At 51.7% G+C, this 25,839-nt stretch carries 26 protein-coding genes and 1 pseudogene; 11 read left to right on the top strand and 16 right to left on the bottom strand.

The genetic code is table 11. The features are described from left to right. Complete coding sequence (locus ACYVI1_RS18170; protein ID WP_460912160.1) at positions 1–354, bottom strand: transposase; 354 nt, start codon at positions 352–354, stop codon at positions 1–3. A 32-nt stretch (positions 355–386) separates the two neighbouring features. Then, entirely contained in the window at positions 387–704 is a 318-nt protein-coding gene (locus ACYVI1_RS18165; RefSeq protein WP_460912159.1) for a helix-turn-helix domain-containing protein, read from the bottom strand. A gap of 465 nt (positions 705–1,169) precedes the next feature. On the opposite strand from ACYVI1_RS18165, the gene ACYVI1_RS18160 reads away from it, so the two are divergent. After that, positions 1,170–3,353 carry an alpha-amylase family protein gene (locus ACYVI1_RS18160; protein WP_460912158.1) on the top strand — a complete coding sequence of 728 codons (2,184 nt, stop codon included), beginning with the start codon at positions 1,170–1,172 and terminating at the stop codon, positions 3,351–3,353. 515 nt (positions 3,354–3,868) lie between these two features. Here the strand turns inward: ACYVI1_RS18160 and ACYVI1_RS18155 are convergent. From ACYVI1_RS18155 to ACYVI1_RS18125, 7 genes are all read right to left on the bottom strand, one after another. Continuing rightward, positions 3,869–4,027 carry an integrase core domain-containing protein gene (locus ACYVI1_RS18155; protein WP_460912338.1) on the bottom strand — a complete coding sequence of 53 codons (159 nt, stop codon included), beginning with the start codon at positions 4,025–4,027 and terminating at the stop codon, positions 3,869–3,871. Positions 4,028–4,382: 355 nt separating this feature from the next. Then, positions 4,383–4,712 (bottom strand): hypothetical protein, encoded by a 330-nt coding sequence (locus ACYVI1_RS18150; RefSeq protein WP_460912157.1) that lies wholly within the window; start codon positions 4,710–4,712, stop codon positions 4,383–4,385. 111 nt (positions 4,713–4,823) lie between these two features. Next, a complete protein-coding gene (locus ACYVI1_RS18145; protein ID WP_460912156.1) occupies positions 4,824–5,135 on the bottom strand; it encodes a hypothetical protein in 312 nt (103 codons plus the stop codon). Between the two features lie 482 nt (positions 5,136–5,617). After that, a complete protein-coding gene (locus ACYVI1_RS18140) occupies positions 5,618–6,382 on the bottom strand; it encodes a hypothetical protein (RefSeq protein ID WP_460912155.1) in 765 nt (254 codons plus the stop codon). 13 nt (positions 6,383–6,395) lie between these two features. Continuing rightward, on the bottom strand, positions 6,396–7,205 hold the full coding sequence (locus ACYVI1_RS18135; protein ID WP_460912154.1) for an SDR family NAD(P)-dependent oxidoreductase: 810 nt from the start codon (positions 7,203–7,205) through the stop codon (positions 6,396–6,398). Between the two features lie 22 nt (positions 7,206–7,227). Then, entirely contained in the window at positions 7,228–7,647 is a 420-nt protein-coding gene (locus ACYVI1_RS18130; protein WP_460912153.1) for a DUF2147 domain-containing protein, read from the bottom strand. A gap of 50 nt (positions 7,648–7,697) precedes the next feature. Further along, positions 7,698–8,312, bottom strand: a complete 615-nt coding sequence (locus ACYVI1_RS18125; RefSeq protein ID WP_460912152.1) for a TetR/AcrR family transcriptional regulator — start codon at positions 8,310–8,312, stop codon at positions 7,698–7,700. Between the two features lie 665 nt (positions 8,313–8,977). On the opposite strand from ACYVI1_RS18125, the gene ACYVI1_RS18120 reads away from it, so the two are divergent. Beyond that, positions 8,978–9,490 carry an IS110 family transposase gene (locus tag ACYVI1_RS18120; RefSeq protein ID WP_460912337.1) on the top strand — a complete coding sequence of 171 codons (513 nt, stop codon included), beginning with the start codon at positions 8,978–8,980 and terminating at the stop codon, positions 9,488–9,490. 159 nt (positions 9,491–9,649) lie between these two features. Next, positions 9,650–9,985 carry a transposase gene (locus ACYVI1_RS18115; RefSeq protein WP_460912151.1) on the top strand — a complete coding sequence of 112 codons (336 nt, stop codon included), beginning with the start codon at positions 9,650–9,652 and terminating at the stop codon, positions 9,983–9,985. Positions 9,986–10,433: 448 nt separating this feature from the next. On the opposite strand, the gene ACYVI1_RS18110 is transcribed toward ACYVI1_RS18115, so the two are convergent. Together ACYVI1_RS18110 and ACYVI1_RS18105 are read right to left on the bottom strand one after the other, a co-directional pair. Next, entirely contained in the window at positions 10,434–12,119 is a 1,686-nt protein-coding gene (locus ACYVI1_RS18110; protein WP_460912150.1) for a ChbG/HpnK family deacetylase, read from the bottom strand. Between the two features lie 9 nt (positions 12,120–12,128). After that, a complete protein-coding gene (locus tag ACYVI1_RS18105) occupies positions 12,129–13,880 on the bottom strand; it encodes a sulfatase-like hydrolase/transferase (protein WP_460912149.1) in 1,752 nt (583 codons plus the stop codon). A 370-nt stretch (positions 13,881–14,250) separates the two neighbouring features. Here ACYVI1_RS18105 and ACYVI1_RS18100 point away from each other — a divergent pair, with 370 nt between their 5' ends. The 4 genes from ACYVI1_RS18100 (at position 14,251) to ACYVI1_RS18085 (ending at position 16,979) form a co-directional block, all read left to right on the top strand. Continuing rightward, positions 14,251–14,847 (top strand): Crp/Fnr family transcriptional regulator, encoded by a 597-nt coding sequence (locus ACYVI1_RS18100; RefSeq protein ID WP_460912148.1) that lies wholly within the window; start codon positions 14,251–14,253, stop codon positions 14,845–14,847. Positions 14,848–14,936: 89 nt separating this feature from the next. Next, positions 14,937–15,140, top strand: a complete 204-nt coding sequence (locus ACYVI1_RS18095; RefSeq protein ID WP_460912147.1) for a hypothetical protein — start codon at positions 14,937–14,939, stop codon at positions 15,138–15,140. Positions 15,141–15,193: 53 nt separating this feature from the next. Continuing rightward, positions 15,194–15,646, top strand: a complete 453-nt coding sequence (locus ACYVI1_RS18090) for a nuclear transport factor 2 family protein (RefSeq protein ID WP_460912146.1) — start codon at positions 15,194–15,196, stop codon at positions 15,644–15,646. A 550-nt stretch (positions 15,647–16,196) separates the two neighbouring features. Next, positions 16,197–16,979: an AraC family transcriptional regulator gene (locus ACYVI1_RS18085; RefSeq protein ID WP_460912145.1), complete on the top strand. Its 783-nt coding sequence runs from the start codon at positions 16,197–16,199 to the stop codon at positions 16,977–16,979. 63 nt (positions 16,980–17,042) lie between these two features. On the opposite strand, the gene ACYVI1_RS18080 is transcribed toward ACYVI1_RS18085, so the two are convergent. Genes ACYVI1_RS18080 through ACYVI1_RS18070 form a run of 3 tightly spaced genes read right to left on the bottom strand, consistent with a single transcriptional unit; the run spans position 17,043 to position 19,737 of the window. After that, entirely contained in the window at positions 17,043–18,182 is a 1,140-nt protein-coding gene (locus ACYVI1_RS18080; protein WP_460912144.1) for a hypothetical protein, read from the bottom strand. Between the two features lie 6 nt (positions 18,183–18,188). Next, on the bottom strand, positions 18,189–18,986 hold the full coding sequence (gene deoC / locus ACYVI1_RS18075) for a deoxyribose-phosphate aldolase (protein WP_460912143.1): 798 nt from the start codon (positions 18,984–18,986) through the stop codon (positions 18,189–18,191). 37 nt (positions 18,987–19,023) lie between these two features. Then, a complete protein-coding gene (locus ACYVI1_RS18070) occupies positions 19,024–19,737 on the bottom strand; it encodes a GntR family transcriptional regulator (RefSeq protein WP_460912142.1) in 714 nt (237 codons plus the stop codon). Positions 19,738–20,165: 428 nt separating this feature from the next. Here ACYVI1_RS18070 and ACYVI1_RS18065 point away from each other — a divergent pair. From ACYVI1_RS18065 to ACYVI1_RS18055, 3 genes and pseudogenes are all read left to right on the top strand, one after another. Continuing rightward, positions 20,166–20,477: pseudogene (locus tag ACYVI1_RS18065) on the top strand (IS701 family transposase); the annotation flags it as partial. A 295-nt stretch (positions 20,478–20,772) separates the two neighbouring features. Then, positions 20,773–21,207 carry an EF-hand domain-containing protein gene (locus ACYVI1_RS18060; protein ID WP_460912141.1) on the top strand — a complete coding sequence of 145 codons (435 nt, stop codon included), beginning with the start codon at positions 20,773–20,775 and terminating at the stop codon, positions 21,205–21,207. A gap of 280 nt (positions 21,208–21,487) precedes the next feature. Continuing rightward, on the top strand, positions 21,488–22,978 hold the full coding sequence (locus ACYVI1_RS18055) for a pyridoxal phosphate-dependent decarboxylase family protein (protein ID WP_460912140.1): 1,491 nt from the start codon (positions 21,488–21,490) through the stop codon (positions 22,976–22,978). Positions 22,979–23,062: 84 nt separating this feature from the next. Here the strand turns inward: ACYVI1_RS18055 and ACYVI1_RS18050 are convergent, their stop codons facing one another. Then, positions 23,063–23,803, bottom strand: coding sequence for an EcsC family protein (locus tag ACYVI1_RS18050; protein ID WP_460912139.1), 741 nt, complete (start codon positions 23,801–23,803; stop codon positions 23,063–23,065). 108 nt (positions 23,804–23,911) lie between these two features. Here ACYVI1_RS18050 and ACYVI1_RS18045 point away from each other — a divergent pair, with 108 nt between their 5' ends. Then, the gene (locus ACYVI1_RS18045; protein WP_460912138.1) at positions 23,912–24,631 is read left to right on the top strand and encodes a murein L,D-transpeptidase catalytic domain family protein; all 720 of its coding nucleotides are present in this window, start codon (positions 23,912–23,914) and stop codon (positions 24,629–24,631) included. Here the strand turns inward: ACYVI1_RS18045 and ACYVI1_RS18040 are convergent. Further along, positions 24,601–25,824, bottom strand: coding sequence for a L,D-transpeptidase family protein (locus tag ACYVI1_RS18040; RefSeq protein ID WP_460912137.1), 1,224 nt, complete (start codon positions 25,822–25,824; stop codon positions 24,601–24,603). The two genes, ACYVI1_RS18045 and ACYVI1_RS18040, sit on opposite strands and share 31 nt — an antisense overlap. Positions 25,825–25,839 lie beyond the last annotated feature (15 nt).

The following is a 25,839-nucleotide window of genomic DNA, read 5'->3' as shown; positions in this document are numbered from 1 at the left end:
TCATAGAAGCTCCCGGCTTGGTGGGTGTTTAGCCGGGTGGCCGGTGCCATTATCTTGGAGTACATGCATCTGTTGAGCATTAGGGTAGTGATGCAATTGCAGATGGTACATAAATTCGGCATAATCGCGCTTGGTGCGTTGTTTTCGCACTTGCACATAGCGTTGGCCTGTGTCCAAATCATAGGCTAACAGGACTACCGCTGTGCCGTTTCGCTTGTATTCATTATCCTCTCGACGTGGTTGATTAGGCTGAGCCGGTAGGGGCGCTATCACGTCCGCTAAGAGTTGGCAGGGGCACTCATCAAAACAGAGTCGCGGATTTTGTGGATTGGCAGGCTGGGCATAAAAGTCCAAAACAGCCTCTATTCTGGCGATGTATTGACCGTCTATCTTGGCGATGTACCATTGCTGCTTGAGCCAGGGTTTAAGCTGGTTTTTTTGAGCTGCTCACCAACCGCCTGGTGGGAAACCGATTCCACCAGGCGCAGTTCGACCAAGCGCTCAGCCAGCAACCGCAGTGTCCAGCGGCTGCGGCCATCGGGTGCTTCACTACAGACCAAGGCCGTCAGGTGGGCTTGAGTCGCTTTATCAAACTTGCTGGGTTGACCAGGGCGTGGTTTTTCACTCAAGGCCACCCTAACGGGCTTTTGGGCAGCACTTTGTAAGCAAATCAAACTAACTACCACTAAAAATAAGGCTTTCATGAAGTAGGGGCTGAAGGATTTGACCCTGAACCTATTAAAAAATCTGAAAACAGAGTGGATAAACCATGCTGGTAAAAGGGTAAGTGTGCATTGACTTGGGGGTGGTTGGAAAATCGGAAAATTAAAGTAAGCCAACTCTCCTGAAAATGTGATCATTCAAATCCAGGAGGGCCATTAGGGGATGTAGTTGGGAAGAGACAAGAAAAGACAACACCGCTTAACTATATACCAATAACCTCACTGCCAGGAAGACCGTATCGTTAAAAAGTAAAAACACAGTAAGTGACCAAGTACACCGCTATGGTTATTGTTCCGGGCCAGTCTCCTGACCACGCTTGTAGACCCAGGTGCTCGCCCGTCAGCATGGGACTCAAGCGTTAGTTGTATTGCATTACAAACTAAATTTGACATCCACCCCCAAAGCAGGTGGATGCTTAATGGGCGCTGCTATGCTCACCCGGATATATGGAACGAAGAGATTTTATTAAAACCACCAGTCTCATGGGGGGGGCTTATGCCCTCGCTGTTCCCGTTGCGCTGGCAAATCCCTCGATAATTGGTGAAGGCGTGATGCCGGCGGAACCGTTTTGGCTCGATGGGCCGATGCGGTGGGCGCAGCTTGCCTTTGTGGAACGCGATCCCGGTCATTACGACCCCGATTTCTGGCTCAGCTACTTCAAACGCATCCACGCCGATGGGGCACTGCTTAGTGCCGGAGGGGTAGTGGCTTTTTACCCGACTCAGATTCCCCTGCATCACCGGAGCGATTATCTGGGTAATGCCGATACACTGGGGTATCTGGTTGCCGGCTGCAAAAAGCAGGGTATGAAAATCATGCTCCGCACCGACCCCCATGCCGCCCGGCAGAACGTCTACGTCGCGCATCCCGACTGGATTGCCGTCACGGTTGACGGACAAAAACGCCGTCACTGGGCAAATCCGGATTTGTGGGTGACCTGCGCCCTGGGACCCTACAATTTCGAGTTCATGACCCAGGTGAACCGCGAAATTATGGCGCGGTATCAGCCTGAAGGTATTTTCTCAAACCGCTGGGCGGGTCACGATATTTGCTACTGCGAACACTGTACGCGTAATTTCAGGGCGGACTCCGGTTTGGAACTGCCCAGAAAAGCCGACAAACTTGACCTTACGTACCGCCAATACGGAGCGTGGCGGGTGAAGCGGCTGCGGGAGTTGTGGGCCTTGTGGGATTCGGAGATTCGCAAACAACGGCCCATGTCGCGCTTTATTCCCAACGGTTTCCCCGACAAAGTGCTGACGGGTAAAGAGGCTGACCTCTTTTTTGCCGATCAACAGGCCCGACGTGGTCTGATGGCTCCCTGGGCGAACGGCAAAGGGGCTAAAGAACTGCGGGCGACGCTGGGCCTCAAGCCGCTGATCGGTATATTCAGCGTTGGCGTAGAAGAAGAATTTCGCTGGAAAGATTCTGTACAGAGCGATGCCGAAATCCGGATTTGGGTGGCCGAAGGCACCGCCAATGGGATGCGGCCCTGTTTCGTTAAATTCGGGGGCGATATCTACGACAAGCGGTGGATGGAAGCCGTAGCCAACCTCTACGAAGGCTATTACAAAAATGAGAAATACCTACGCAACACGGCTTCGCTGGCCCGCGTTGGCGTGGTCTATTCCGAACAGACTGACCGCCATTACGGTGGTAAACTGTGGCAACAGAAAAGCGGGGATCACCTGGACGGCATCTACCACACGCTGGTGGAAAGCCGCGTTCCGTTCGACATGGTGAACGACCGCCTGCTGACGACCGAAGACCTCAAGCGGTTCAAGCTGCTCATCCTGCCCAACATTGCCGCCCTCTCCGACGCTCAGTGCGGGCAACTGCGGGCGTTTGTGGACAACGGCGGCAGTCTGATAGCCACCTTTGAAACATCACTCTACGATGAGGCAGGTAAGCAACGACCGGATTTTGGCCTGGCTACTCTGTTCGGGGTGTCGTATGACCAGAACGTGGAAGGCCCTATGCGGAATAGTTACCTGCACTTGCGGCACGATGCCCAAAATAGCCAGACGCAGCTTATTCTGAAAGGGCTGAAGGATACCCCCCGCATCATCAACGCCATTTACAAAGTCGGGGTAAAGCCAACCGTCCCTTTTCCCAGCCCAATTACGCTCATTCCTACCTACCCCGATTTACCGATGGAGGACGTGTACCCGCGCGTAGCCGAAACCGATACGCGGGAGTTGTACCTGCGGCAGGTGGGCCAGGGTCGGGTCGCCTATATTCCCGGCGATCTGGACCGGACTTTCTGGCAGCTATTGAGCACCGATCACGGCCAACTGCTGAGCAACATTATTCAGTGGGCACTCGACGAAGAACCCCTTGTTGCCGTAACAGGGCCGGGGGTAATCGACGTCAACGTGTGGCGGCAGGCCAATTCCATGACAGTTCACTTAGTAAACCTAACCAATCCGATGATGATGAAGGGACCCTTTCGGGAGTTGATACCGGTAGCCGCACAGGTTACCATTCGGGTGTTAGCTAACTCGAAAGTAACGGGTGTAAAACTGCTCATGAGTGGTCAGGTCCCTACATTCGAGCTGAAGGGGGACAAGATAACCGTGATAGTGCCCCAAATTCTCGATCACGAGATTGTAGCCTTAAATTTGGCATAATCGACGGGTTGATGTGAGGTCATAGATGACCTCCTGTCACTAAATTGGACCACGCTAAAGTGGTGATTACCGGAGCACGATAGTTTCTGTCACGCATAGAAATAAAAGGTGAGCAAAGCTCTTTTCAACGGCTATAAGCCCCAATTCTCATACCATTTTGGCGCCCTTACCAACTTTTTTGATAGACACTTTTGAGTGGGTTTTGTCAATATGATTTCGACTAATAAAATGTCAAACGCTTCCATTTATGGAACATGTATTAGCCTGTATATTAGCTGTTTGGTGTCGTATTAATTGTGCATCTAAATCGTTCACGAAACCTTCGGATTACGTCAGGTACAAGACAGTATTAAGGGAAAGCACCTTTAAACTGGTGAGTAACAAATGTTTTTCATTGCTTGATGACGATTACTTGTTTTCCGGTCTTTTAAGCTTACTGAGTGTAAACGGTTCGCCCGGTGTATGCTACTGATTGAGTTGGACAGTTATTAAAACTACCGAAATAGGCCCTCATATTAGACATTTCCGTACCTCACCTTCTTGTACAGATACCAGCGAAGCTTAGGTTTTCGCTTACGTTGATGCATTTGATGCGGAGTCAAATAATTCAATGATGCATGCGGTCGAACCGTATTATAAGCGTTGACCGCCTGGCGACTGCTTCTTCTGCTGATAAAAAAGAAATAAAACTACGAGCTAATTTACAATCATCCGCTCCGGCGGCCCGGTTTCAGCGAACGCAGCACCCGTTCAGCCATTGCATTCTCGTTGGGATCACCTGACTCCGTCATACTAATGGTGGCATTCGCGTGCAGTAATCGCTGGACATACGCCCACGAGCACTACTGCACGCCCCGATCAGAATGGTGGACAAGGGCTAGCTAATGTCTTTACGAGCCAGCAATGCCATATTTAGAGCCTCCGAAGCTCCTTTAGCATGCATCGTTTTGTGAAGTGACCAACCGCACAGGCGGCCCTGCCACTATCTTCCGGGAGAAAGCGTCCATAATCACGTACAGGTAAGCGTAATTAACACCCACTGAAATGTAGCCGGGCCGCCGGTGCGGTCAAGTCGCTCACCCAGAGTTCATTAATTCGGCTTGGCTTTACATCTTTAGCTTTATTGGGATACTTATAATTCGGGTGATTTGACTCCGTCGTCGCCACTTTGCTAGCCTTCTTTTTGGCCAACATCCCATTCTCTTTCAGTAACACGTGCAAGCGATCCCGGCCCAATTTTATGCGGTGACGCGTCAGAAACACGTTTAATTCATGATGCAGTTTATGGATACCCATACCGGGCACTTCACGCCGTATCCGTCTGACTTCCGCTCCGGCGGCCCCGCTGCAGGATAGCATCCGTTTGAAAGATCACTCTTTCTTCCTGCCTGGAAGCCGCATACCAGGTTTGACGCACGCGGCCAAACAGTTTACAAAGCAACTCCATCCCCACGAGGGGGTAGCGACGAGTTAGCTTCTCAACGGCTTGGCGCCAGGCTTTTTTGTGATTGGGATCTTAAATTGCTCTTCGGCAATTTGGATAACCGTCTGATAGGCTTCGGCTTGCAGGCGCAAGAACTGGTTCTCTTTTTCCATTTCGGCCAGTTTACGTTCTAACAACTTGACATGGGCAGAGTCCTGTTTCATAGCTTTAGAAGGATGTTCAAACTGTAAAAGGGGAAGTAAACGGACTCTATAATACCAGCGGTTGAGACGGTGCAGTTCCGTCCTATAGATGCCCAGCTTTTCTTCCAGTTCGGAGGCCTGGACTCGTTGCAGCAAACTCAAAATAGGTTCTTGCTTTGAACGTGTTGTGGAATTAAAAAGGGCCGGTATTGGGTCAACTTTGCATCGGCCAAGAAGTAAAGTAATGACCACTCAGTGGCACTCACTGACGGCACCGGCCGCCCGGCGACTACTAGTATGCAGCAATTTCGCCTTTTTTTGACCTCAAGCGCAAGCGTAGCCAAGATCTTTGTGATGGATATTATTTATACCTGTTGTGCAATGTCTATAAGTGGAGGAATTTACCCCTGTCTGGCCCCATTAGTAGGCCGTCTATTAATACTTCAACCAATGGAAAGGCGATGTTTCCTTCCGGAATGACCAGGAAGCGACCGTAGATGTCACAGGGATTACGCTATTTAGGGAACCATGGTGATGCTTTACTTCAGAAAGCTATCTCCGCATTGATGTAGGGCGGGTATGACTGAATTAAAGCCTGGAATGGGAAAGGAAATGAATTCCCCAACCCCGTACCCAACTTATCGGAATAACGGCTTTCCCTGCAGGGCCAGTATGAATAATAGTGTGGTGCCAATGCCGTAAACCAACCCCAGCATTAGGGTTGCCCTCACATCTTTCAACACATAAAATGACAAAACAGGCACTACCTGCAGGGCGTGCATACCCATAAAATGAGCGATGCGTAGGTCGCCGTACGTTTTGCTCCAGTTCACCACGGGCAAGCCGGGACTGCCGTCAGGTCCGCCCATGGTGTGCGTCAGGCGAGAGCCCATGGCTAAGCCTTCCATCGAGAAAATGACAAACAGCATGATGCCCAATCGAATGCCCCAGCGGTAGGCCGGTGGCAGGTCCGGTAAGTCCGTCTGGAAGAACAATAGGCCGATGTAGGCCGTCCACAAGGATATACCCACGGCCGCCAGCGCCATGAGTCTGTAGAGCCCGGCGTACCAGGGCGTGCTGAGGTTGAAGTGAGATAGTTGCCCGCGGGCCGCCTGAAGGGCAATGTACCCGTCTTCGAACCCAAACAAGACAATCAGTCCCCACGAGTACCAGACGATGGCCTGGAGGTTGCCCAGATACTGCATGTACCAGGCCATCGACCAGACGAAGATGGTCGTGGAGAGAAAGAACTTGAACGGTTTGTACCAGGCGCTGGTACCCATCACCTGCGTCTGGGTCAGGCGGGTAAGCGCTAAACACAGCAGAGCGGCCAGCAGGCACAACAAGCCGAAGTAGTAGAGCGGCTCATTGCGTTGGCGGAGGATATCGAAAAATGGTTTCATGCGACTATGCAGTTCAACGCTGATGGGCCGTCATGCCGCCCATCACCTGCTGCATGATGCGCACCTTGCCCCAGCGTGGCACCGTCCGCAGCGAGTAAACCAGCAGTTTGGTCAAAAAGCCGGGCAGCACGGTGGTCTGACGGCCCAGCGCCCGCAGAATCGGAACGCCCACCTGCCCGGGCGTCAAGGCCATAGTCATCGTCATGTTGGCCCGTTGCCCAAACCCCGTTGCGACCGGGCCGGGCGCAGCCGCCAGTACGTCTACCCCGCTTGGTTTAAGCTCCCGGGCCAACGCTTCGGCCAGTGACTGTACGTAGGCTTTGGTAGCCGCGTAGTTTGCCGAAAAGGGAACACCCTGAAAGGCCACCATCGAACTGAGCAGAATTAGGCCTCCTCGTTTTTGGTGAGCGAAGAGTCGGCTGTAGTGATGCGTCACGGCCAACACAGCCTCGCAATTTACCCTCAGCATGTTCAGCTCATCGGTCAAGGTTGATTCTACAAACAAGCCGGAGGTGCCATACCCGGCCGAGGTCACCAGTAGGCCAATGGTCAACTCGCGGGTTTCATTAATCAACTTCTGAACACCGGCCGGTTCGGACATATCCGCCGGTACGACCCGGACCTCGATGCCATTCGTTCCGGTCAACGTATGGGCCAACTGCTCCAGAGCCGCTGCCCCTCGTGCATTGATAACGATGTTTAACCCGGCTTCGGCCAACCGTTGGGCCAGTTCGAGGCCAATGCCGGAGGTCGCACCCGTCACGATGGCCCAGGGTCCGTACTTCTGCCGGAGCCGCTCTTTTTCAGAGGTAGTGAGTTTCATAGCTGCTTTGTTTTTTTGGGAGTTACTTGACTTTTGACCAGACTTCGGTTCTGCCGAACAGGGATACACCGACGTAGCCCCGAATGTTCAGGTTGCTGGCGTCCTTGAGGGTCATTTTACAGGCGTAGGTTTTGCCTTCCCTGGGGTCGTAGATGGTACCGTTTGCCCAGGCGCCGTTTCCGTCGTGCGTGAACTCGTTGAGAATGACCAAGCCAATCACGTCCCGGTTGCGCAGAATTGGGTCCGGGTTCTTCACGTCTTTTGCTGACCCTCCCGTGCCCCAGGTGATCTTACCGAAGTACTTACCCCCCTGCTGGTAGATTAGCACCCGACTATCTTTTTTGGACGAGAGCCATTCGCCGAGAATAGCGTCCGCTTTGGGTTGAGCGAGGGTGGTCGTGACTGACGCCAGGACTAGTCCGAGTAGACTTAAAAAACGCATAACTGATCATGGTTTTAAGTTTGAACATTGTTCACATAAGGGGCAAAAAATTATTGCTTGTCGAGCATCATCAAAAATTCATCGTAGGCCTGATCCACGATACCAACCGGGTCTTGCAGGCTTACCCCTTTTGCCCGCCCACCAATGTGGAGACTGCACATGCCGTGGACGACGCTCCAGATCATGAAGGATAGTGGTTCGAGCTTGTGCCCGACGAAGTAGCCGGTATCCATACAGTGGTTAACGGTTGTTTTGAGCATATTGAAGGTGGTTTTGCCCTCCATCCATTCTTCATTTAGTACGTTCAGAAACTCCATCGGGGCCTTGAGACTGAACATCAGGTCATACATATCCGGGTTTTCCAGGGCAAAGTGTATATACACTTTGCCCATGGCCTTTAACCGTTCCATGGAATTGCCCACACTGGCTAATACGGCAAACCGGCGGCTCAGTTCCTGAAAGCCTTGCGTGTGCAAAGCGTGTAGGATGGCGCTTTTATCCTTAAAATAGACATAGACGGTGCCGACGCTGTAATTGATCGTCTCAGCGATGCTACGAATTGTGGTTTGCTCAATTCCTTTTTGGACAAAAAGCCCCTTAGCTCCCTGTAGAATCAGGCTCCTCAATTCCTCTTTTTCTTTGGCTTTTCGCTCGGCAACACCCATAGTGGTCTATCTTCGTTACAAACATAATGAACAATGTTCAAATAAAAAGAGAACGCCCATTATTTTTCTTGGTCAAGGTGGGTGTGTGCCTATTTTCAGGCAACGTGGGGTGGTCCTGTTAAGCCGGATAGTCGACTATGCAAGTTTTGATTCAAATTTAAGTACTACGTCTGCTCAAATTGCTCAGGGCTGATGTTGCCCGGCGACGAATGCCGCCGTCTCCGGTTGTACTAACTCTCGATGTACTCAACTAACTCAGTACGAGCATCTGCCAACGATCTGAATACACCATTCTCGAACAACTCTGCCTTCAATCGTGACCAGCAGGACTCCGCTCCGGCCTTTAGGTTTGAGAGCTGGTAAGAAACCAAGATTTAGGTAGCTTGCCAGACAGACAACCGAGCGGGCTTCCCTACCGTCTCCGGCCAGGCTCGCAACCTATGCGGGGCCGCCTGTGCGGGCCGATTCAGGTTCCGCTCGGTCTTTCTTACCCAACCTCGACCGGGTCGCCGGAGCGATAGAAATTAGGGCGTTGTGGCCCATTAGCAAGCCGGGCCGCCGGAGCGGTAGCGAGTGAGGAGTAAGCAGTCTGGTTGTCGAACCGCACAGGCGGCCCTGCATAAAATTAAGCACTTCAATGTACATTCGCCATTTCATCGGGATTGATGTTTCTAAGAACACGGCACCGGCCGCCCGGCCTGGATTGGGCTGTTTATGCCAATAAAGGCATCATCTGGCAAACCCAATCTGAAAACTCACCGGCTGCTATACGAGCGGTAACCAAGCGACTCCGGGAACTCCCTGATTTTGGGCTCTCAACCTGCATAGTTTGCATGGAACATACTGGACTTTACAATGCACATGCTTTAGAGGTGCTTTTTCAGGCTCAATTACCAATTTGGATGGAAGCTTCCTTACAGATTAAACAAGCTGGTGGTTTGCAACGAGGTAAATGCGATAGTATTGACGCTCAGCGCATTGCTGAGTATGCCTATCGCTTTCAAGATCGTATCCGGCTCTGGCAACCAGCACGGCCAGTGATGAAAAAGCTGGCTGAATCCACTCGTCTTCGGCAACGCTTGCAGAGTATGACCAGCCAGTTGAAGGTGCCTTTAACCGAGCAAAAACGATTCGGCGACAAAAGCCCTTACTACCCAACTGGGGCAGCATTGCAGTAGCTCACTAAAGGCCCTACTGAGTGATTTAAAAGGGGTTGAAAAAGCAATCAAACAGCTTATTGCAGATGATCCTACTCTGAAATCACTCCGCTCCGGCGGCCCGGTTTGAGTTGGTCATCGCTCCGGCGCCCCGGCTCTGTACCTGGTGTTGGTCAAGTCGTGGCTACTGAACTGATTCTGGCCAGCGATGAATTCAAAGCGATTACCGACCCCAAAAAATTAGCTTGCCATGCTGGCGTAGCGCCTTTTGAACACTCCTCGGGCAGTAGTGTGCGGGGAAAGACCCGCGTAAACCACCACGCCCGAAAATCACTCAAAACGGTACTCCATCTGGCCGCAATGTCGGCTCTACAGGTGACGGGTGAATTACAGGATTATTATCAGCGAAAAGTCAACGAAGGAAAGAATAAGATTTTGGTTATCAACGCGCTAAGAAACAAACCGCACCGGCGGCCCGGTCATCCATCGGGTCTATGCAGTGGTCAAGCGGGGTAAAAAATATAACAAAATTATACGCCCGCCCTTGTTTGAACCATAGAAATCGGCCTGGGCTGATTTTTATGACAGGTATGATTTTCACTGATTTTTTTAGATTATTCTAATTAACTTATGTTACGCCCGGCCTATTGCTACGCCCCTACGGGGCTGAACTGGCACCATTCCGCAGCCCCGTAGGGGCGTCTGGTTTGGTAGCATGTCGTACCCCCCCCATCGGGTTCAGCCCCGTAGGGGCGTCTGGTTTGGTAGCTGTCGTACCCCCATCGGGTTCAGCCCCGTAGGAGCGTCAGCTTTGGTAGCAATTGGGCTGTATTAAATCATGACAAATCTTATCAATCATAAAAATCAGCCCGGGCCGCCGGTGCGGTTCTATTAAACGGTTTGATAGTGTCGGCATGCCCCTGCTTCAGCGTAAGACTAAGCCTATAATAATTTACGTATGTTCTTAGTTCGATACTTTACCCACTACTGCCCGGTAGTTGACCAACTGAATCCCGCGTTTTTGAATCATTGCTTTCACCACCGAACTCTTAAGCATGGTAGCATCGGCATCGCGGGCCGTAGCTACGGATTCATTATTGCCCAGCGGTTTCATTTCGTCGGTGTTGTAGGCCGGGTGCGTCACGAGCAGGTACGTTCCGGGCTGCAGCGTTTCCAATGCGGTAGCAAAGGCTTTTTCGCGGTCGGCAGGGTTCGTGGCGTTTTGCCCGGCAAACTTCGGAAATGGCTCGGCGGTGGACGGTTCGAGGGTCGGCAAACCGTATTCTGTTGCCAGTTTCTCCACAAGTTCACGAAGTTTTAGGTCGGCCCGGTCGAAGGCCATGTGCATGGAGAGGTGCGAGAGTTGCCGGGGTACTGCCTGCCGCACCCGCTCGATTTGCGCCCGCAGTTCGCGTTCGGCTTCGTCGTAATTAATCGGATGTTCGGTGAATGATTGGCCCAGGGTTGTGCCTTTCCAGCAGGTCGGGTAGAAATACCCCGCCGAATCGGTCAGGCTGGGCGCGTTGGTGAGGGGTCGCCAGCGGAGCGTGGTCCATTCGCTGGTGAGCGTGAGGTGAACGCCCACGTCGGCGTCAGGCAACTTGCTCAGCTCGGCGAGGGCTTCGGGAAGCCAGGGCGTGGGCGCCATCACCTCCACCGAGCGGGCAATGCCGTCTTTTAGGGCATCCAGACAGGCCCGGTTCGCGCTATGCGACATACCCAGGTCGTCGGCCCGGACCAGCAACCGAATTTCGCCCGGCCGGCGTTCCGGCGCTCCGGCGACCCGGTTGTGGCTCTCCCAATTCCGCAAAAACTGGATGCTCTGCGGAATCTGCACCATCGGTTGCAGCGACTCGTCTTCAATAAACAGGTGCTTTACGCCAGACCGCCGGGCTTCCTGCAAAAACTGGCTCAGGCCAATATCCCCCTGCCCCAGCGCGACGTTGTGGGGCAGCAGGGTAGCCCGCCGATACGTAGATGGTGTACCCGGTCGGCGGTCTTTTAAATGCACCAATGGAAATCGACCGGCATATTTTTTAAGCAGGGCCGTGGGGTCTTGCCCGAAGTGTTTAGCCCACATCAAATCCAGTTCAAACTGCACGGCATCAGAGGGCATTCGCTCGGCCATATAGTCGAAGAGGGTGCCGTCGCCGTGTTTTATAAACTCGTAGCCGTGATTATGGTAGCAAAGCGTGATGCTTTTTTTGCGAAGATATTGCCCGGCTTTGGTGAACACATCAATGGCCTTGTCGGCTTCGGCGGTGGTGAACGAGTCGAAATCACCCTGATGCGGAATCCAGTAGCAAACCACATACTCAGCTCCCAACTGCCGGGCGCGGTCAGCCACGAGGGCAACACTGTCCTGCAACAGCCGAAAATCGGCCCCGATGCCAACCAGTTTCACACCGTTGTCTTTCAACAGTTTACGGTATTCCTTCACGGGCATCGTTCGCGGCCAGCCGCCTTCGAGTTCTGTTACGCCCCATTGCCGAAGCTGGGCCAGCATGGATGCCGGAGATTTACTGCCTTTCATGCTCGATGATTGCATCCCGATGGGCCATTGCGCCTTAGCCGGTTTGGATAGCATCAGTGTAAGGAAGAAGAAACCGAAAGCGGTGGTTAATCGAAGGGCGTTGGGGTGTTTTTTCATTAGGCTACTTTAGTTCTGTATGTTGTGTTCAACCTCTGCACTTAGTCCGTACCCGATGCGCCGGGCCACTGCCGTCACGCTCGCCGGTGGTCCGGCCGGTTCGCCGGTGGTGCGGCAATCCGAGCGATTCCGGCCGGAAAGCGCGAGCGGCTGGCTATACACCTGCCAGTCCTGGCCACTGGTGGTTTTGTAAGCAATAGACGCGCCCGGCGTAGCGCAACTTATCAAGAGTTTGCCACGCTGCTTTTGGAATTGCGGAATTGCCGTAACAGGAGGCTCATCCCGACCATTCCACCATTGCCGGATAAGGTCTTTTTCGGGAATACCGCCGAGGTCTTTTGTTTCAACTAACCAGTTATCTAACTGTTGCCGCAACCGCTTCAGATTCGCGACCTGGGCGGGTTGGTCGGCGATGTTGGTCAGTTGGTAGGGGTCGGTTTGAATGTCGTAAAGTTCTTCCGCAGGCTTCGTCTGGCGGAACCAGTTCATCTGCACGGCCGTGAGCTTGCCTTCGTCGCGGAGCCGGAGCATTTCGGCCATCATCGGCTGTTGCTTGCGGTAGGCAATATCCATGTACAGGGGTCGGTCGGGGTAAAAATTGCGGATGTACTGATACCGCCCGTCATGCACCGAACGCACCCGGTCATAAACTTCATCGAGTCGGTCGCGGGCAGCAAATACATACTGCCGGGGCTTTTTTACCGCGTATTTCCCCAGAAACGCCCGGCCCTGCATCTGTTTTGGTGTTGGCAAACCCGCCAATGATAACACTGTTGGGGCCAAATCAATCATCGAAGTCAAATCCGAACGCACCGTTCCGGCACCCTGCCCATCCGGGAAGCGCACGATGAGCGGAACACGAATGCCTCGGTCGTAGATTTCGCGCTTCACAAATGGCAGCCCGTCGCCGTGGTCCGACCAGAAAAAAATAATCGTGTTGTCTAACAGGCCATCGGCTTTAAGTTGGTCAAGCATCTGGCCCACCCAATCGTCCATGTCGCGGATGTTGCTGAAAAACCGGGCCATATCCTGCCGCACAGTTTTGGTATCGGCATAATAAGGCGGCACCCGAATCCGGGCCGGGTCAACCCGCAGGGGCAAATCCTTCCGCACCCAAACCTGCGATTCGTGGGTGACGACGTTGTTGAAAACGGCAAAGAACGGTTGACCGGGTTGCCGATTGCGGTAGTGGGCTTTCGCACTCACCTCATTCCAGACGGTCGGCGGTTCCTCGAACTGGTAGTCGGTTTTGCTGTTGTTGGTGGTGTAATAACCGATTTGCCGCAGGTACTCGGGAAAGGCCCGCACGTCGGGGGCGGGTACGATGGAATATTGTTTCGGCAGACCTGTTTTTTCGGGTTGCGTACTGTAGAGCGTCCGCATATTATGGCCTCCGGTGCTGGTCTGGTACATTCCCGTAATCATGGCGTTGCGGCTGGGTGCACACACCCCGGCCGTGCAGAACGCATTGCTGAACCGGATTCCCTCCCACGCCAGCCGGTCGATGTTGGGCGTTGGAATGGTCGTATCTCCGTAACAGCCGAGGTGGGGCGACATATCCTCGCACGACAGGAAAAGAATATTGGGTGGTACGGCACTCCGGCGGGTCGCCGGTTCGCCGTTGCGATTCGGTTTAGTTTTCGGAGCCACCGAAACGGCCACGGAATCCGGGTTTTCGAACAAAATGCTTACGGGAATGGTAAGCCCCACAAGGCCAGTCAGACTCATTACCGACAGTCCTAAAAACAGGTTTCGTATCATTGGATTTACGGTCTACCGGGAACAGCGCGAAGCTGATGTAAGCGGTCAGCATCCCAACCACCAACGTACCAATAGAAAAGAAAGCCAATACGTTCCATTTGTCGCTTTTTGGGTCTGCCGCGCTGTGTGCAGGTTTATTTTCCTGAATGATGTCGTTTTCATAACTCCTGTGCCGCCACTATGCCAAAGCGACAGCACAAAAGTCGCCGGTGTGCCTGGACTGCTGGTAAGACAAATCGGGGCAATGGTTGCACAAGTTATGCTTGTTGCATCGGGGTTGGGCCGTTTAGGCTCGTGTGGCAAAAAGTCGTAGTTTCGGCCACTAAAAAAGGCTTCTGCGTCATTCACGCAACCCTATTCCCTGATTACTATGGAACAGGAATGGATAGCTATGCGGACTTATTTCAGCCAGATGGTCGACCTGTCGGACGAGACCTGGGATGCGGTTTTAGCTGTCGCTCACGCGGGTACGCACGAAAAGAAACGAATTCTGCTGGAACCGGGTCAGGTATGCGACCGGATGCTGTTTCTCCATCAGGGGGCCATGCGGCTATACCGCATTTTGGATGGTATCGATGTGACGTACTTCTTCTACTTCCCCGATTCATTTGCCTTTGCCACTGATTTTTCCAGCTTCAAAACCGAGCAACCGACGCAGTATTACCTCGAATGTATCGAAGACTGCCGGGTAACTACGTTTTATCGAGCCGACATCTACGCTCTCTACGAACGCTATCCCCAAATGCAGAAATTTGGTCGGTTAATGGCCGAATACGCCTACCTGATGATGGATCGGCGGATGAGCCATTTCCAGTTTCACAATCTGGAAACCCGCTATCTGGCCCTGTTGCAGGAAGAGCCTAAGCTGCTACAGCGCGTACCGCAACACCTCATTGCCACCTATTTAGGCGTAACACCCGAAAGCCTGAGCCGCATCAAACAGCAGGTTGCCCGCTTAGGCAAGTAGCCCGTTTGCTTCTTATCCTACATCAATGCACCGGCCTTGAGGCCCCGCTACCTTTGTATTAGTCAACTGAACGAAACTAATACAACAGCATGAAAACAGCCCAGCTCCGAAATCTGATGCGGTGGGTTCACCTGATTGGTGCAGCCGCCATCGGCACGTATGTTTATGCTCCCTGGCGGGAGGCAGCCTGGTTTACCCTACTGATGCAACTGTTCATTATTCCTCTCCTGACCCTGACCGGCGTATGGATGTGGAAAGGGCATTTACTGCGCCGAAGGAGTCTAACATCTTGATTATCTGACTATTAAGTACCTTATTTTTAAGCCATTTAAAACAACACATAATCATGTATCATACCATCGTCAGGAAGCTGGCTCTGCAAAGCTTCGAAAACCTGAATCGGGGCGATTACGAAACGGTACTCAAAAGTATCTCCCCGTCCATCACCCACACCTTCAGCGGTAATCATGCTTTAGGCGGCACTCGTCACAGCATCGGAGCCATGCGGCAGTGGTTCGAACGGTTGTTCCGGCTCTCGCCGGGACTGGCCTTTGACATCAAAAACATAGCGGTTCAGGGTTGGCCCTGGAACACCACCGTTGCCGTGGAATGGATTGACCGGGCTACCCCCGCCGACGGTTCCGACTATGTGAACGAAGGGGTTCACATCATCAAAATGCGGTGGGGCAAAGTAGTCTATCTGCACGCTTACTTAGACACGCAGTTGACCATGGCGATGTGTGACCGGCTGGCTGCTCACGGCATCAGCGAAGCCCTGGCTGACCCGATTGAGGATTAGCGTGACAACCAGATAATGTGACGCTCATACCACCGGGACAGCTTATGCCTGCTGCCGGTAGGTCGGTGGGATTCAGTCCGGTATGGTTTTTGAAGAACCGGGCTGATGAACTGCTCAACAAACGAGGCCGGGTTAAGAATGGGTATAGCGGACTGGTTCATCGGGGAGTAATCGTTATAGCTGATAAACAAAACAAAGCCTGATTTGTCCCCATACACCCCGCTTTTGCAACGGGTGGCCGATTCGCCCCATGCCTGCCTGTCCGCGAAATTAACGTAACTTGGTCTTTGCGGGGCGTGTAGAGCTGTCCGTATATACCGAACACCTGCCGACTTCCTTTTTTTACGACTGAATCAGAACATCCAACTAATTTACTGATGTTACGCCCGGTCTATTGCTACGCCCCTACGGGGCTGAAGCCGACGGGGCTGAAGACAGGCTACCAAACCAGACGCCCCTACGGGGCTGAACCAGCAGCATTCCGCAGCCCCGTAGGGGCGTCTGGTTTGGTAGCAATTGGGCGTAACATCAGTAATTTATAGTCGATACGATGAGGGTGCTTTTTCCTTTTTATTCCATTGGCCATTTCATCAATCAGCCGACTAACAAGACCGAGTTTGAAATTACCCGGTTCGACACCATGGACGAGCCAGACGTTGAGGATTTGCACAAGCATACCTTCTACGAAATCATCTGGATCGAGAGCGGAGAAAGCCGACAGGTCATTGATTATAAAGAGTACGAAATCCGGGCAAACTCGCTGTTCTTTATTTCCCCCGGACAGCTTCACTCTTTTGACCAGTGGAAACCCGTGACAGGCAGCACGATTATGTTCACGGCCGACTTTTTTTTGCTGAATCACAACAACCCCGACCGGCTGTTCGAGTTGAGTTTCTTAGATAATTTTTACGCCAATCCCTGCCTTCAGCCCGACCCAACGAGCTACGCCGACATCAAACACACCATCGACCTGCTGGCTGCCGAACACCGCCGGGCCGATTGTTTGGGGCCCATTTGCCAGTCGCTGCTGCACATCCTGCTTCAGCAGGTTCAGCGGTCGATTGATACGCAAACCGGGGGGCAGCCCATTTCCAAAAAATACCTGGTTGTCTATAAGAATTTCAAGAAGCTGGTCGATACTTATTTCGCGGAGAACCATACCGTTGGTGACTATGCAGCCCGGCTCAGCATCTCGCAGCACCAGTTGAACTACGTAACCAAACGGGTGACCGGAAAAACGGCTACCCGTGTCATTCGGGCACGTAGTATACTGAAAGCCAAGCGGTTATTGGCCTTTACGGACCAGACAGTTTCGGACTTCAGCCTGGGGTAACGTTGTGGATGATGCATGTTATTAAGACCTCAAAACCAGCCGTTACCCTATCTGCCTCCATCCTCAGTCGTACTGCGCGATTTCGTGCTGCCAGTTGTCAAGATACGCGATTAAATCGGCTACGGTGGGGCTGTAGCCATTCTGGATATACGCGCCCGATGCGGCCATGCCCAGCAACAGGCAGTCGGTAGCGCCGAAGCCGTTGAGCAGGCCCCAGCAGTAACCCGCGTTCAGATTATCGCCCGCGCCGGTCAGCACTTTCGGAATGGGCACCAGCCGCCCGGTTTGCTGCTCGATGCCGCTTTCGGTAGCCACCAGCGAACTGGCAGTCGGGTGAATCAGCACCGCCGGAACCGCACCGGCGGACCGACCCATTTGTTGTCGAATGCAGGTAGCAATCGTAGACAAATCAGGCGTTTGAGCCAGCCGGACGGCATCGGCTGGACTGTGGCCGTTGAGGGCGAGGTAAATTCGTCGGGCTTCGTTCTCGTTCATGCCCAGTGTAACGGAACCGTAGGGCGCATAGGCCGCGACGATGTCCAGACAATCAACGACTTCCTCAGCCGACCGTTTGGTCGGGTCGCAGAGGTCGAACAGAAAGTGGGGCGTGGCAGCAACCGGTGTGGTTTGTACGATGTTTGTCAAATAGCCTCTCCAAAGCTCGTTGCCATGCGGCAGATTGGCCCAGTCCACAAAGGCCAGCAGTTGGCTATCGACGTACTGCTGCCGCAGCCTTTCCAATCCAATCTGTTCCGCCAGGTACGTCCAGCGCAATAACTCAAACGGGGCGACTTCCGACAGCATGATTTTACCATCGCTAAATTCGAGCGCGTTGGTGGTGGCAGGCGGGCCGAGCGATACCCGTTCGCAGCGGGTGTGCATCTGCTCAAAAATCGGGTCATCGAGTGGCCCCACACAGCAGTTGGGAATACCCAAAGCGGCTAAAGCGTTGGCCAGAATCGGGGCGTTCCCACCGATTTTAGTTGCCAGGGTCACAATTTCGATTTGGCCACTTTTCCCCGCCAGTGTATGCATCAGGTCGGCGACTTCATCAATGGTGTCGAAATACTGGCTTCCGGTTGGGCTTTTCGACCGGACTACCTTCTGAATACGGTCCATATAGCCATCGAAGCCCACGAATGCACGAGCCGATGGTTCTACCGTTTCCAGCCGGGAGATAAGCGATTGCAGCGAATTTTTCATTAGACCTCAATACCCGTTGGCTTCGGCAATTGGGCCAACAGGTACGTCGGCGGCAACGGCGCCGGGCCGCTCCGGCGTACCGGACGCTTCGCCGAACCGGCGGTAGGCATCCTCCATGATGGTGGCCGTGGCCGATGCACCGAGCCGGGAAACGCCCATTTCTTTCACCTTCAGCAGTCCATCGAGGGTACGAATGCCCCCGGCTGCTTTCACCTGCACACCCGGCCCTACGTGGGCCAGCATCAGCCGCAAATCGTGTTCGGTGGCTCCTTCGTAGCTGTATTTGCCGTCGGTGCCTTTCACGAAGCCATAGCCGGTGGAGGTTTTCACGAAGGCCGCTCCTACTTCGGTGCAGATTTCGCAGAGCCGGATTTTGTGGCTGTCCTGGGGCAGGTAGTCATTCTCGAAAATCACTTTCAGGATGGCGCCGTTAGCCAGGCAGGCTTCGTTTACTGCCCGGATTTCATCCGTAACGTAGGCCCAGTCTTCGCCCAGCACCTTACCGATGTTGACCACCATATCAATTTCAACCGCTCCATCCTGACAAGCCTGCGTGGTTTCGGCCACCTTGATGTTCGTGGCACTGTTGCCCGCCGGAAAGCCGATAACTGTACCAACCAATACGTCGGAACCCGCCAACATATCGCGGGCCATACTGACGGCGTAGGGTTTAACACATACCGACGCGACATTGTATTTGAGGGCCAGTTGGCAACCATCGCGCAGTTCGGCATCGGTCATGGTCGGGTGGAGCAGCGAGTGGTCAATCATCTTGGCCAGCTCGTGAATCAGGGTGGTATTCATTGGTTTAAGGGGACAGTCGGTTGTTGCCGAATGAGCGTTAAAAGATGTTACTGATTGCAAACTGTTCAGTATAGCAATAGAGCTTACTGTAGATAAAGAAATCGGGTCGGTTGGTGAGGTACCTGCGTTCGATAGCGAGTAAGGGCGTACCGGTAACGCAATCGAATATGCCCGCCTGCGTGGCATCGGCCCCGACGGCCCGCACGGTCTGTTCGAGGTTGCGGATGTCGATGCCGTAGCGCATCCTGAGGGTTTTGAACAGCGAACCATCCAGTAATTCCTGCTCAAAAAGCGTTTCGATGCCCAATGCGGGCAGAAAGGTATGCTCCAGCATGACCGGTGTCTCATCGGCATAACGTAACCGATTGAGGGTCAGGGAACCGGCTGACTGTTCGGCGTCGGTTAGCTGATAAAAGAAATCGGTGGGCCAGTTGGTGTGTGTGGGTGGTTCGAGCAGGCGGGTCTGGACGGTGTGGTTGGCCTGACCCACTACTTCCGAAAACCCGTGAAACGAGAGCAGCCCCAGCGATTGCCGCTCCGAGGTGACGATACTGCCTTTGCCGTGGCGTCGTTCAATAAACCCTTCACGCACCAATTCGGTCAGGGCCTGCCGCACGGTCATGCGGGTTGTTGCAAACTGGGTGCTTAACTCGTTCTCTGAAGGCAATAGACTCCCCTTCGGAAACAGACCATTCTGAATCTGTTGCTTTACTGATTCATAAATAAGCGCATACTGGGGTTGTCGGGCCATGGTAACACAAAGGTATTGACTCTAACTTGTATAGACAAGTCAGGCAATTAATTTTTATACTGATTTTGTTAATAACGAAACGTTTGCGAAGATACTCTGAATGAATTTTAACACCGGGTTAACTCCTGTCAATCGGCTTACACGACACATTGTTATCAGTAAAAACTAACGGCAGCGTTTGGCCGAGTGCCTGTTTTCTACCAGGCAGGATTCACAGGACCAGCCTGACTGAGTGTAAGACAGCGTCCACTTAGTAAAAAAGAACAAGACACCTCAACGGTCAAAAATAACTGAACCAATGCCAGGACTCAAAGGAGTGGCTTATAGAACCAGATATCCACTATTTACCATGAACCGTATTTTCACGCCCTGTGGGTGTAAATAAAAAATATAGGACTTACGCAAAAGTGTTAAATTGAACAAAGAACGTGAAGGTCAGCGCACAACTTTACGGTCAGTTTCTATTGAGCAGCCAGATTAATTATACAGGCACTTATCTGGCTGATCACTTTGAGGGGCTTACTCACGATAACGTGCAGTACTTCCTCAAAGCGAGTCAGTTTACCCCTCGCCAAGTTTGGCAGCACGTTCGACACACGATTCAACTCGGTGCTGCTGGCTATGTTCTGTTGATGATACGGTGCTAAACAAAGAGTATAGCCACAAAATCGAACCGCTCCGGCGGCCCGGTGGTTCGCCGACAATATAGTGGCAATGCCCATGCCATTATCAAAGGAATTTGTAGCTTATGCCGTTTCGGGGGCGGTTAGCAACGACTTAAATTTGTTTCCTATAATTTATTTACATTTTTTAAGAAAAATATACATCAATTTTAACCTTTTAATAAATATTTACCTTCTGACAATAACATTTATAGACATTTCCCTATTATTACTTAGGAATTCTACTCATAAAGATAATTTTCTTGTCAATCAGCAAGAACCATCCCTCTGAGTAGTAAAAGAAGTACACTGTATGTTATTCTCTCAAATTAGTATCAATTTCATTTTCCACCAGTTTAACAAATCGAATTTTATGAAAAAACGCTTTCTTCCGCTCCTGGCTGTAGCCATGACAGTAACGTTCACCGCTTGTCAGCAAACGGGTGATGTCGAGCCAGTGACCACCAATGCCGCTGTCAATACTATCCTTACTGAACTAATCGACAATGTAAGGGCATCTGGCGCTGATCTCCCAAATGCACGCGAAGGCGTGGCAAAAGTTACACTCACACCGGCGCAAGTTCTGGCAGGATTCAAGGATTTTGATACGGACAAAAATGGGCAACTGTCCGATGTGGAACTATTTACTGGTCTGAATAACTATCCTTACAGTGTCAAAGTCACGACGACTCATGTTCAGCAGCTCATTACCATGTACGATACAAACCTGAATGGGTTTATAGAATATAGCGAGTTCGAAGTACTCGTTGAAGAAGCGTTAAAACGCCGAAACGCGCAGTTCCCTTAATTGCATCAACGAATCTACTCTACGAACTGTGCGTTAGAAAAAGGCTATCTGATAGATAGCCTTTTTCCATATATAGTCATCCAGCGTTTTACTGAGTCTGCAACGCGGTATTTATCGACTGGAGTTTCACCGCTCTGACAGCCCCAGGGTTTTTTAGGCCTACACCACCCCTACCTGTTGAAACGGTGAAAAAGTCAGGGCGACTTTGTTCAGAATAGTTAACTTACGCACCATCATCGCCTGGCCAGGGCTACAACTCAGTACTCAAAAAAATTACAGGATGGCAACCAATCGGGAATCACCAATAGACATCAGTAAAGAGGAGTTCAAGAAAATGGGGTATCAACTCATTGATACCCTTGCTGCCTTTATGGATACCATTGACCAGAGACCTGTAACAACCGCTGAGTCGCCTAAACAATTGCAAGCCATTATTGGCACCTCATCGCTCCCGGAAACGGGTACACCCGTAGCAGAATTGCTTGCTCAAACATCTGAATTAATTCTTAACCATTCCCTGCTGAATGGCCACCCCAAATTTTTAGGCTATATCACTTCTTCAGCAGCACCAATTGGTGCATTGGCCGATTTGCTGGCAGCTACCGTCAACCCAAATGTTGGCGCTCAACTATTAAGTCCCATAGCCACTGAAATTGAAAAACAAACAGTGAGATGGCTTGCCGAGTTTATTGGCGTTTCTCCAGACTATGGGGGGCTATTGGTAAGCGGTGGCAACATGGCGAATTTTACGGCTTTTTTAGCCGCACGAACGGCGAAAGCCCCCAAAACCATAAAAGAAGAGGGCATCTCAACTACCACGGCAAAATTGGTGATCTACTGCTCAAAAACAACGCATACGTGGGTTGAAAAAGCAGCCGTGTTATTTGGTCTCGGCTCCAAAGCGATCCGTTGGATTGAGACAGATAGCACCAATAAAATGGATAATGAAATTTTGGAACAGACCATAAACGATGATCTTGACAAGGGCTGCAAACCAATCATGATCATTGGCACCGCTGGAGACGTTAGCACGGGCGTGGTTGATGACCTTAGGGTGATTGCTTCTCTGTGCAAGACATACGACTTATGGTTCCATGTAGATGGTGCTTATGGTATACCGGCGGCAGTTATTCCAGAACTTAAAACCCTGTTTGACGGTATCGAAGAAGCCGATTCTATTGCTCTCGATCCGCATAAATGGCTGTACAGTTCACTTGAAGCTGGCTGCACACTGGTAAAAAACCCAAATCATTTGATTGATACTTTTAGCTCTCATCCTGTCTATTATAATTTCAGTAATAAAAACGAACCCCTGACTCAAAATTATTACGAATACGGCCTTCAGAATTCACGAGGCTTCAGAGCCTTAAAAGTATGGCTCGCCCTGCAACAGGTCGGCCGAAACGGCTACATAAAATTGATTAAAGAAGACATTCAACTATCGAAATTATTATTCGATAAAGCGAAAAGCCATTTAGAACTTGAAGCCATAACACAAAACTTAAGCATTACAACAGTACGCTACGTGCCCTTAACGTATAGTGGTGACAGTGAATACAAGGAAGCCTATTTAAATACATTAAATGAAACGTTACTGAATGCACTACAGCAGGGTGGTGAGGTATTTTTATCAAATGCGGTAGTACATGGAAGCTATTGTTTAAGGGGTTGTATCGTGAATTTCAGGACGTCGCCAAAAGACATTGACGAAATCATAGAAATAATCGTTAGAGAAGGCCGAAAAACGCATCAAAAACTTCAACTAAACTAACCTGTTGAGGGAATAAAGTATTATTGTGTTGCCGCAAACGTATTTACGCCCGTAGCCTATACAACGTAGCGCAAATTGAGTGTGCTATTCCGGTGCCAGGGGCCGTTTGTCTTCCAGAAGTCGCATCCGATAGGCATTCATCGCGGTTTTACCCAACTGATCGACGAGCCGATAATTGACCACAATGCCGACAGCAGCCCCGATGCCCGGAATAAGTTGCGCCAGTTTGGCCAGATCGATGTAGTCGCGGTATTGTTGCTGAAAGGTTAGCCAGTCGAACTGGTTGATGTCGTCGGGAAGTTGGCGGCTGTGTTCGGGCCAGTTGGCTATGTACTGATACACCTCCTGCCGACGCTCCTGGCTCGAAAAAGCCAATTGAAAAATATACAGGATATATACCCGTTCGCGGTAGTCGCTGACGGGAAAACCGTATAAACTGCCGATCTCGAACAGCATTTTCATTTTCAGGCTGAGCAGAATCGGGAAATCGGCTAAGCTGAGCAGAAAACCGCCCGCCCCCGCAACGCCCCCTTCGGCAGCACTTGTTTTTTTATAGAACTCAATGCGTCTGGCAACGGCCGCATCGCGCTGGGTCAGTGTTTGCCCTTGTACGGGTGCCCGGGTCAGAAAATCGGCCCCGAGTAAAACGGCGCGCGTCATCTGCTTGATGGTCGCCGTAATGACGGCGTGAATTCGTTGCGGAATAATGCGGTTTATTCGGCGTTGCACCGAAGCTGAGAGTCGCCCAAAGGCCGAGGGCGGCTTTTGCATACTGTGCTGCCAGCGACTCAATTCGGTCCAAACGGCTTGTTCATACAAAGTCATATCCTATAATTTTGACGAAAAAGTGGTATCTTCATCGAATTAAAACAGCCTGACGGGTGTTTTAATTACATACTCCTCATAAACCCCTAACAGTACTCGTTCGCAGGTATGAAGAATATTCTTTTGCTTCTGGTTACGCTGTCCATCGTTTATTTTGTCAGCACCGGATCCAGATCTCCCCGTAACGTTGCAGCCGTATTGCCCCTATCGGCCCTTGAAAAAGTCAACGTCAGCGCTCACCTTGATGTATACGATCAGCTAAACCTAAGCCAGGCCGGGTTGCAGAAGACCGTTTTTGAGTATGCCCTGCGCGGCTGGCAGAAGATAGACACCGCTAAGGCTCTGCTGACCATCGTAGACCTCAGTCAGCCGTCCAGCCGGAAACGCCTGTACGTTGTCGATCTGCTCAATAAAAAACTGCTTTTCAATACCTATGTCTCACACGGGCGCAATTCCGGAGAACTCATGGCGAATCGGTTCTCTAACACGAATTCATCGTTCCAAAGCAGCCTGGGCTTTTATCAGACGCTTAAACCCTACATGGGCAAACATGGCCTGTCGCTGCAACTCAAAGGACTGGAAAAAGGGTTCAACGACCAGGTACAAAACCGAAATATTGTCATTCATGGCGCCGATTATGTGTGTGAAGATTTTATCCGCAAAACAGGTCGGTTAGGCCGCAGCCAGGGTTGTCCTGCTGTTCCGTATGCCGTTTCCAGGGATATTATTCAGGCGGTTAAAGGCGGCTCCTGCCTGTTTGTGTACGCGCCTAACCCCGACTACCTGAAACAGTCGACTTACTTATCCAGCGCATACACGTCTTTGTAGAACCGAAGCTTCCCGGCCGCATCGACATCTGCTATGTTGTAGGCGATGAAAACCGGGAACGGTTTCGGAATGGGGAGCGTCCGGGGCTTCTGGTCAATCAGGCACTTGTTCATAAACGCAGCGTCGAACACCTGTTTTCCCAGCACCAGATTGGCCAGTTCAACGGGCTTCTGCACCCGCACACAACCGTGACTCCGCCAGCGGTCGGCGGTGAGGGTAAACAGGTCGCGGCTGTTAGTGTCGTGCAGGTAAATCGCCAGTGGATTGGCCAGATTAAATTTCAATAGCCCCAGCGAGTTTTCACAGCCCGATGCCTGCCGAACCCGATACGGAAAATTTGTGGTCGAGAGCCCATCCCAGTCAATTTCTTCAGGGTCGACTTCGTGATTTTTTTCGTCAAGAATCTGTAGGTTCTGGTTGTATACATACGACAGATCCCGCTGCATCCGGGGCAGCATTTCTTCCAGAGCAATACCACGGGGCACATTCCAGTATGGATAGGCGACGATATCCTGAATGTAGGTGGTCATGCAGGGTGTGCGCCGGTCGGGCTTGCCCGTAATAACCTGCATCGGCAGCAGTCGTTTGCCGGTTCGGTCGAATACGTTCAGTTCGCCCGCTGGAATGTTGACCAGCACAAACTGCTCGGCATCGAACCGATTGACGTACCGATAGAAATTGAGCGTCTGCCGAATCAATCGTAACGAGTCGGTGATAGCCGGGGTCGTTTTAGCCAGCTTTCGGAGCCGGTTATAATGGCCAACCAATTGATTATAGGGCACAAACGAGGAAAGAGCAGCTACATCTTCTGGCTTAGCGGCCATCGCCTGTTTGGTCGCCCAGGCCGTATCTATCGTTTCCCGCAGGCCGCTAAACTGTAGCCGCGACGGTTTTTTTCCATAACGAAGTTCGAGCAGCAACTGGCTGAGTTTACTATCGGTTGCCGATAAATCGGCATTCGGCAGGCCTGCAAACCGGGTCGTATCAACCCCAACTGAATCGGCATACCGGCAAAATTTATGCAGCGTCACTACGGTCTCTTTAGCCCGTTTTTCGATTCGTTTCCTGGCCTCTTCACCCGTTGCCTGCTCTCGCTTAGCTGACTGCCTGGCCATAAACCACTTACCTAAAAAGAACAGAACGACGAGGCCCGCAACCACCGCGACACCAATGCCAATTCTTCGTTTATCCATGTTGATGTAGTTTGT

This window comes from Spirosoma areae (genome assembly GCF_054781775.1).
This window is presented reverse-complemented; position numbering and strand designations above follow the sequence as displayed.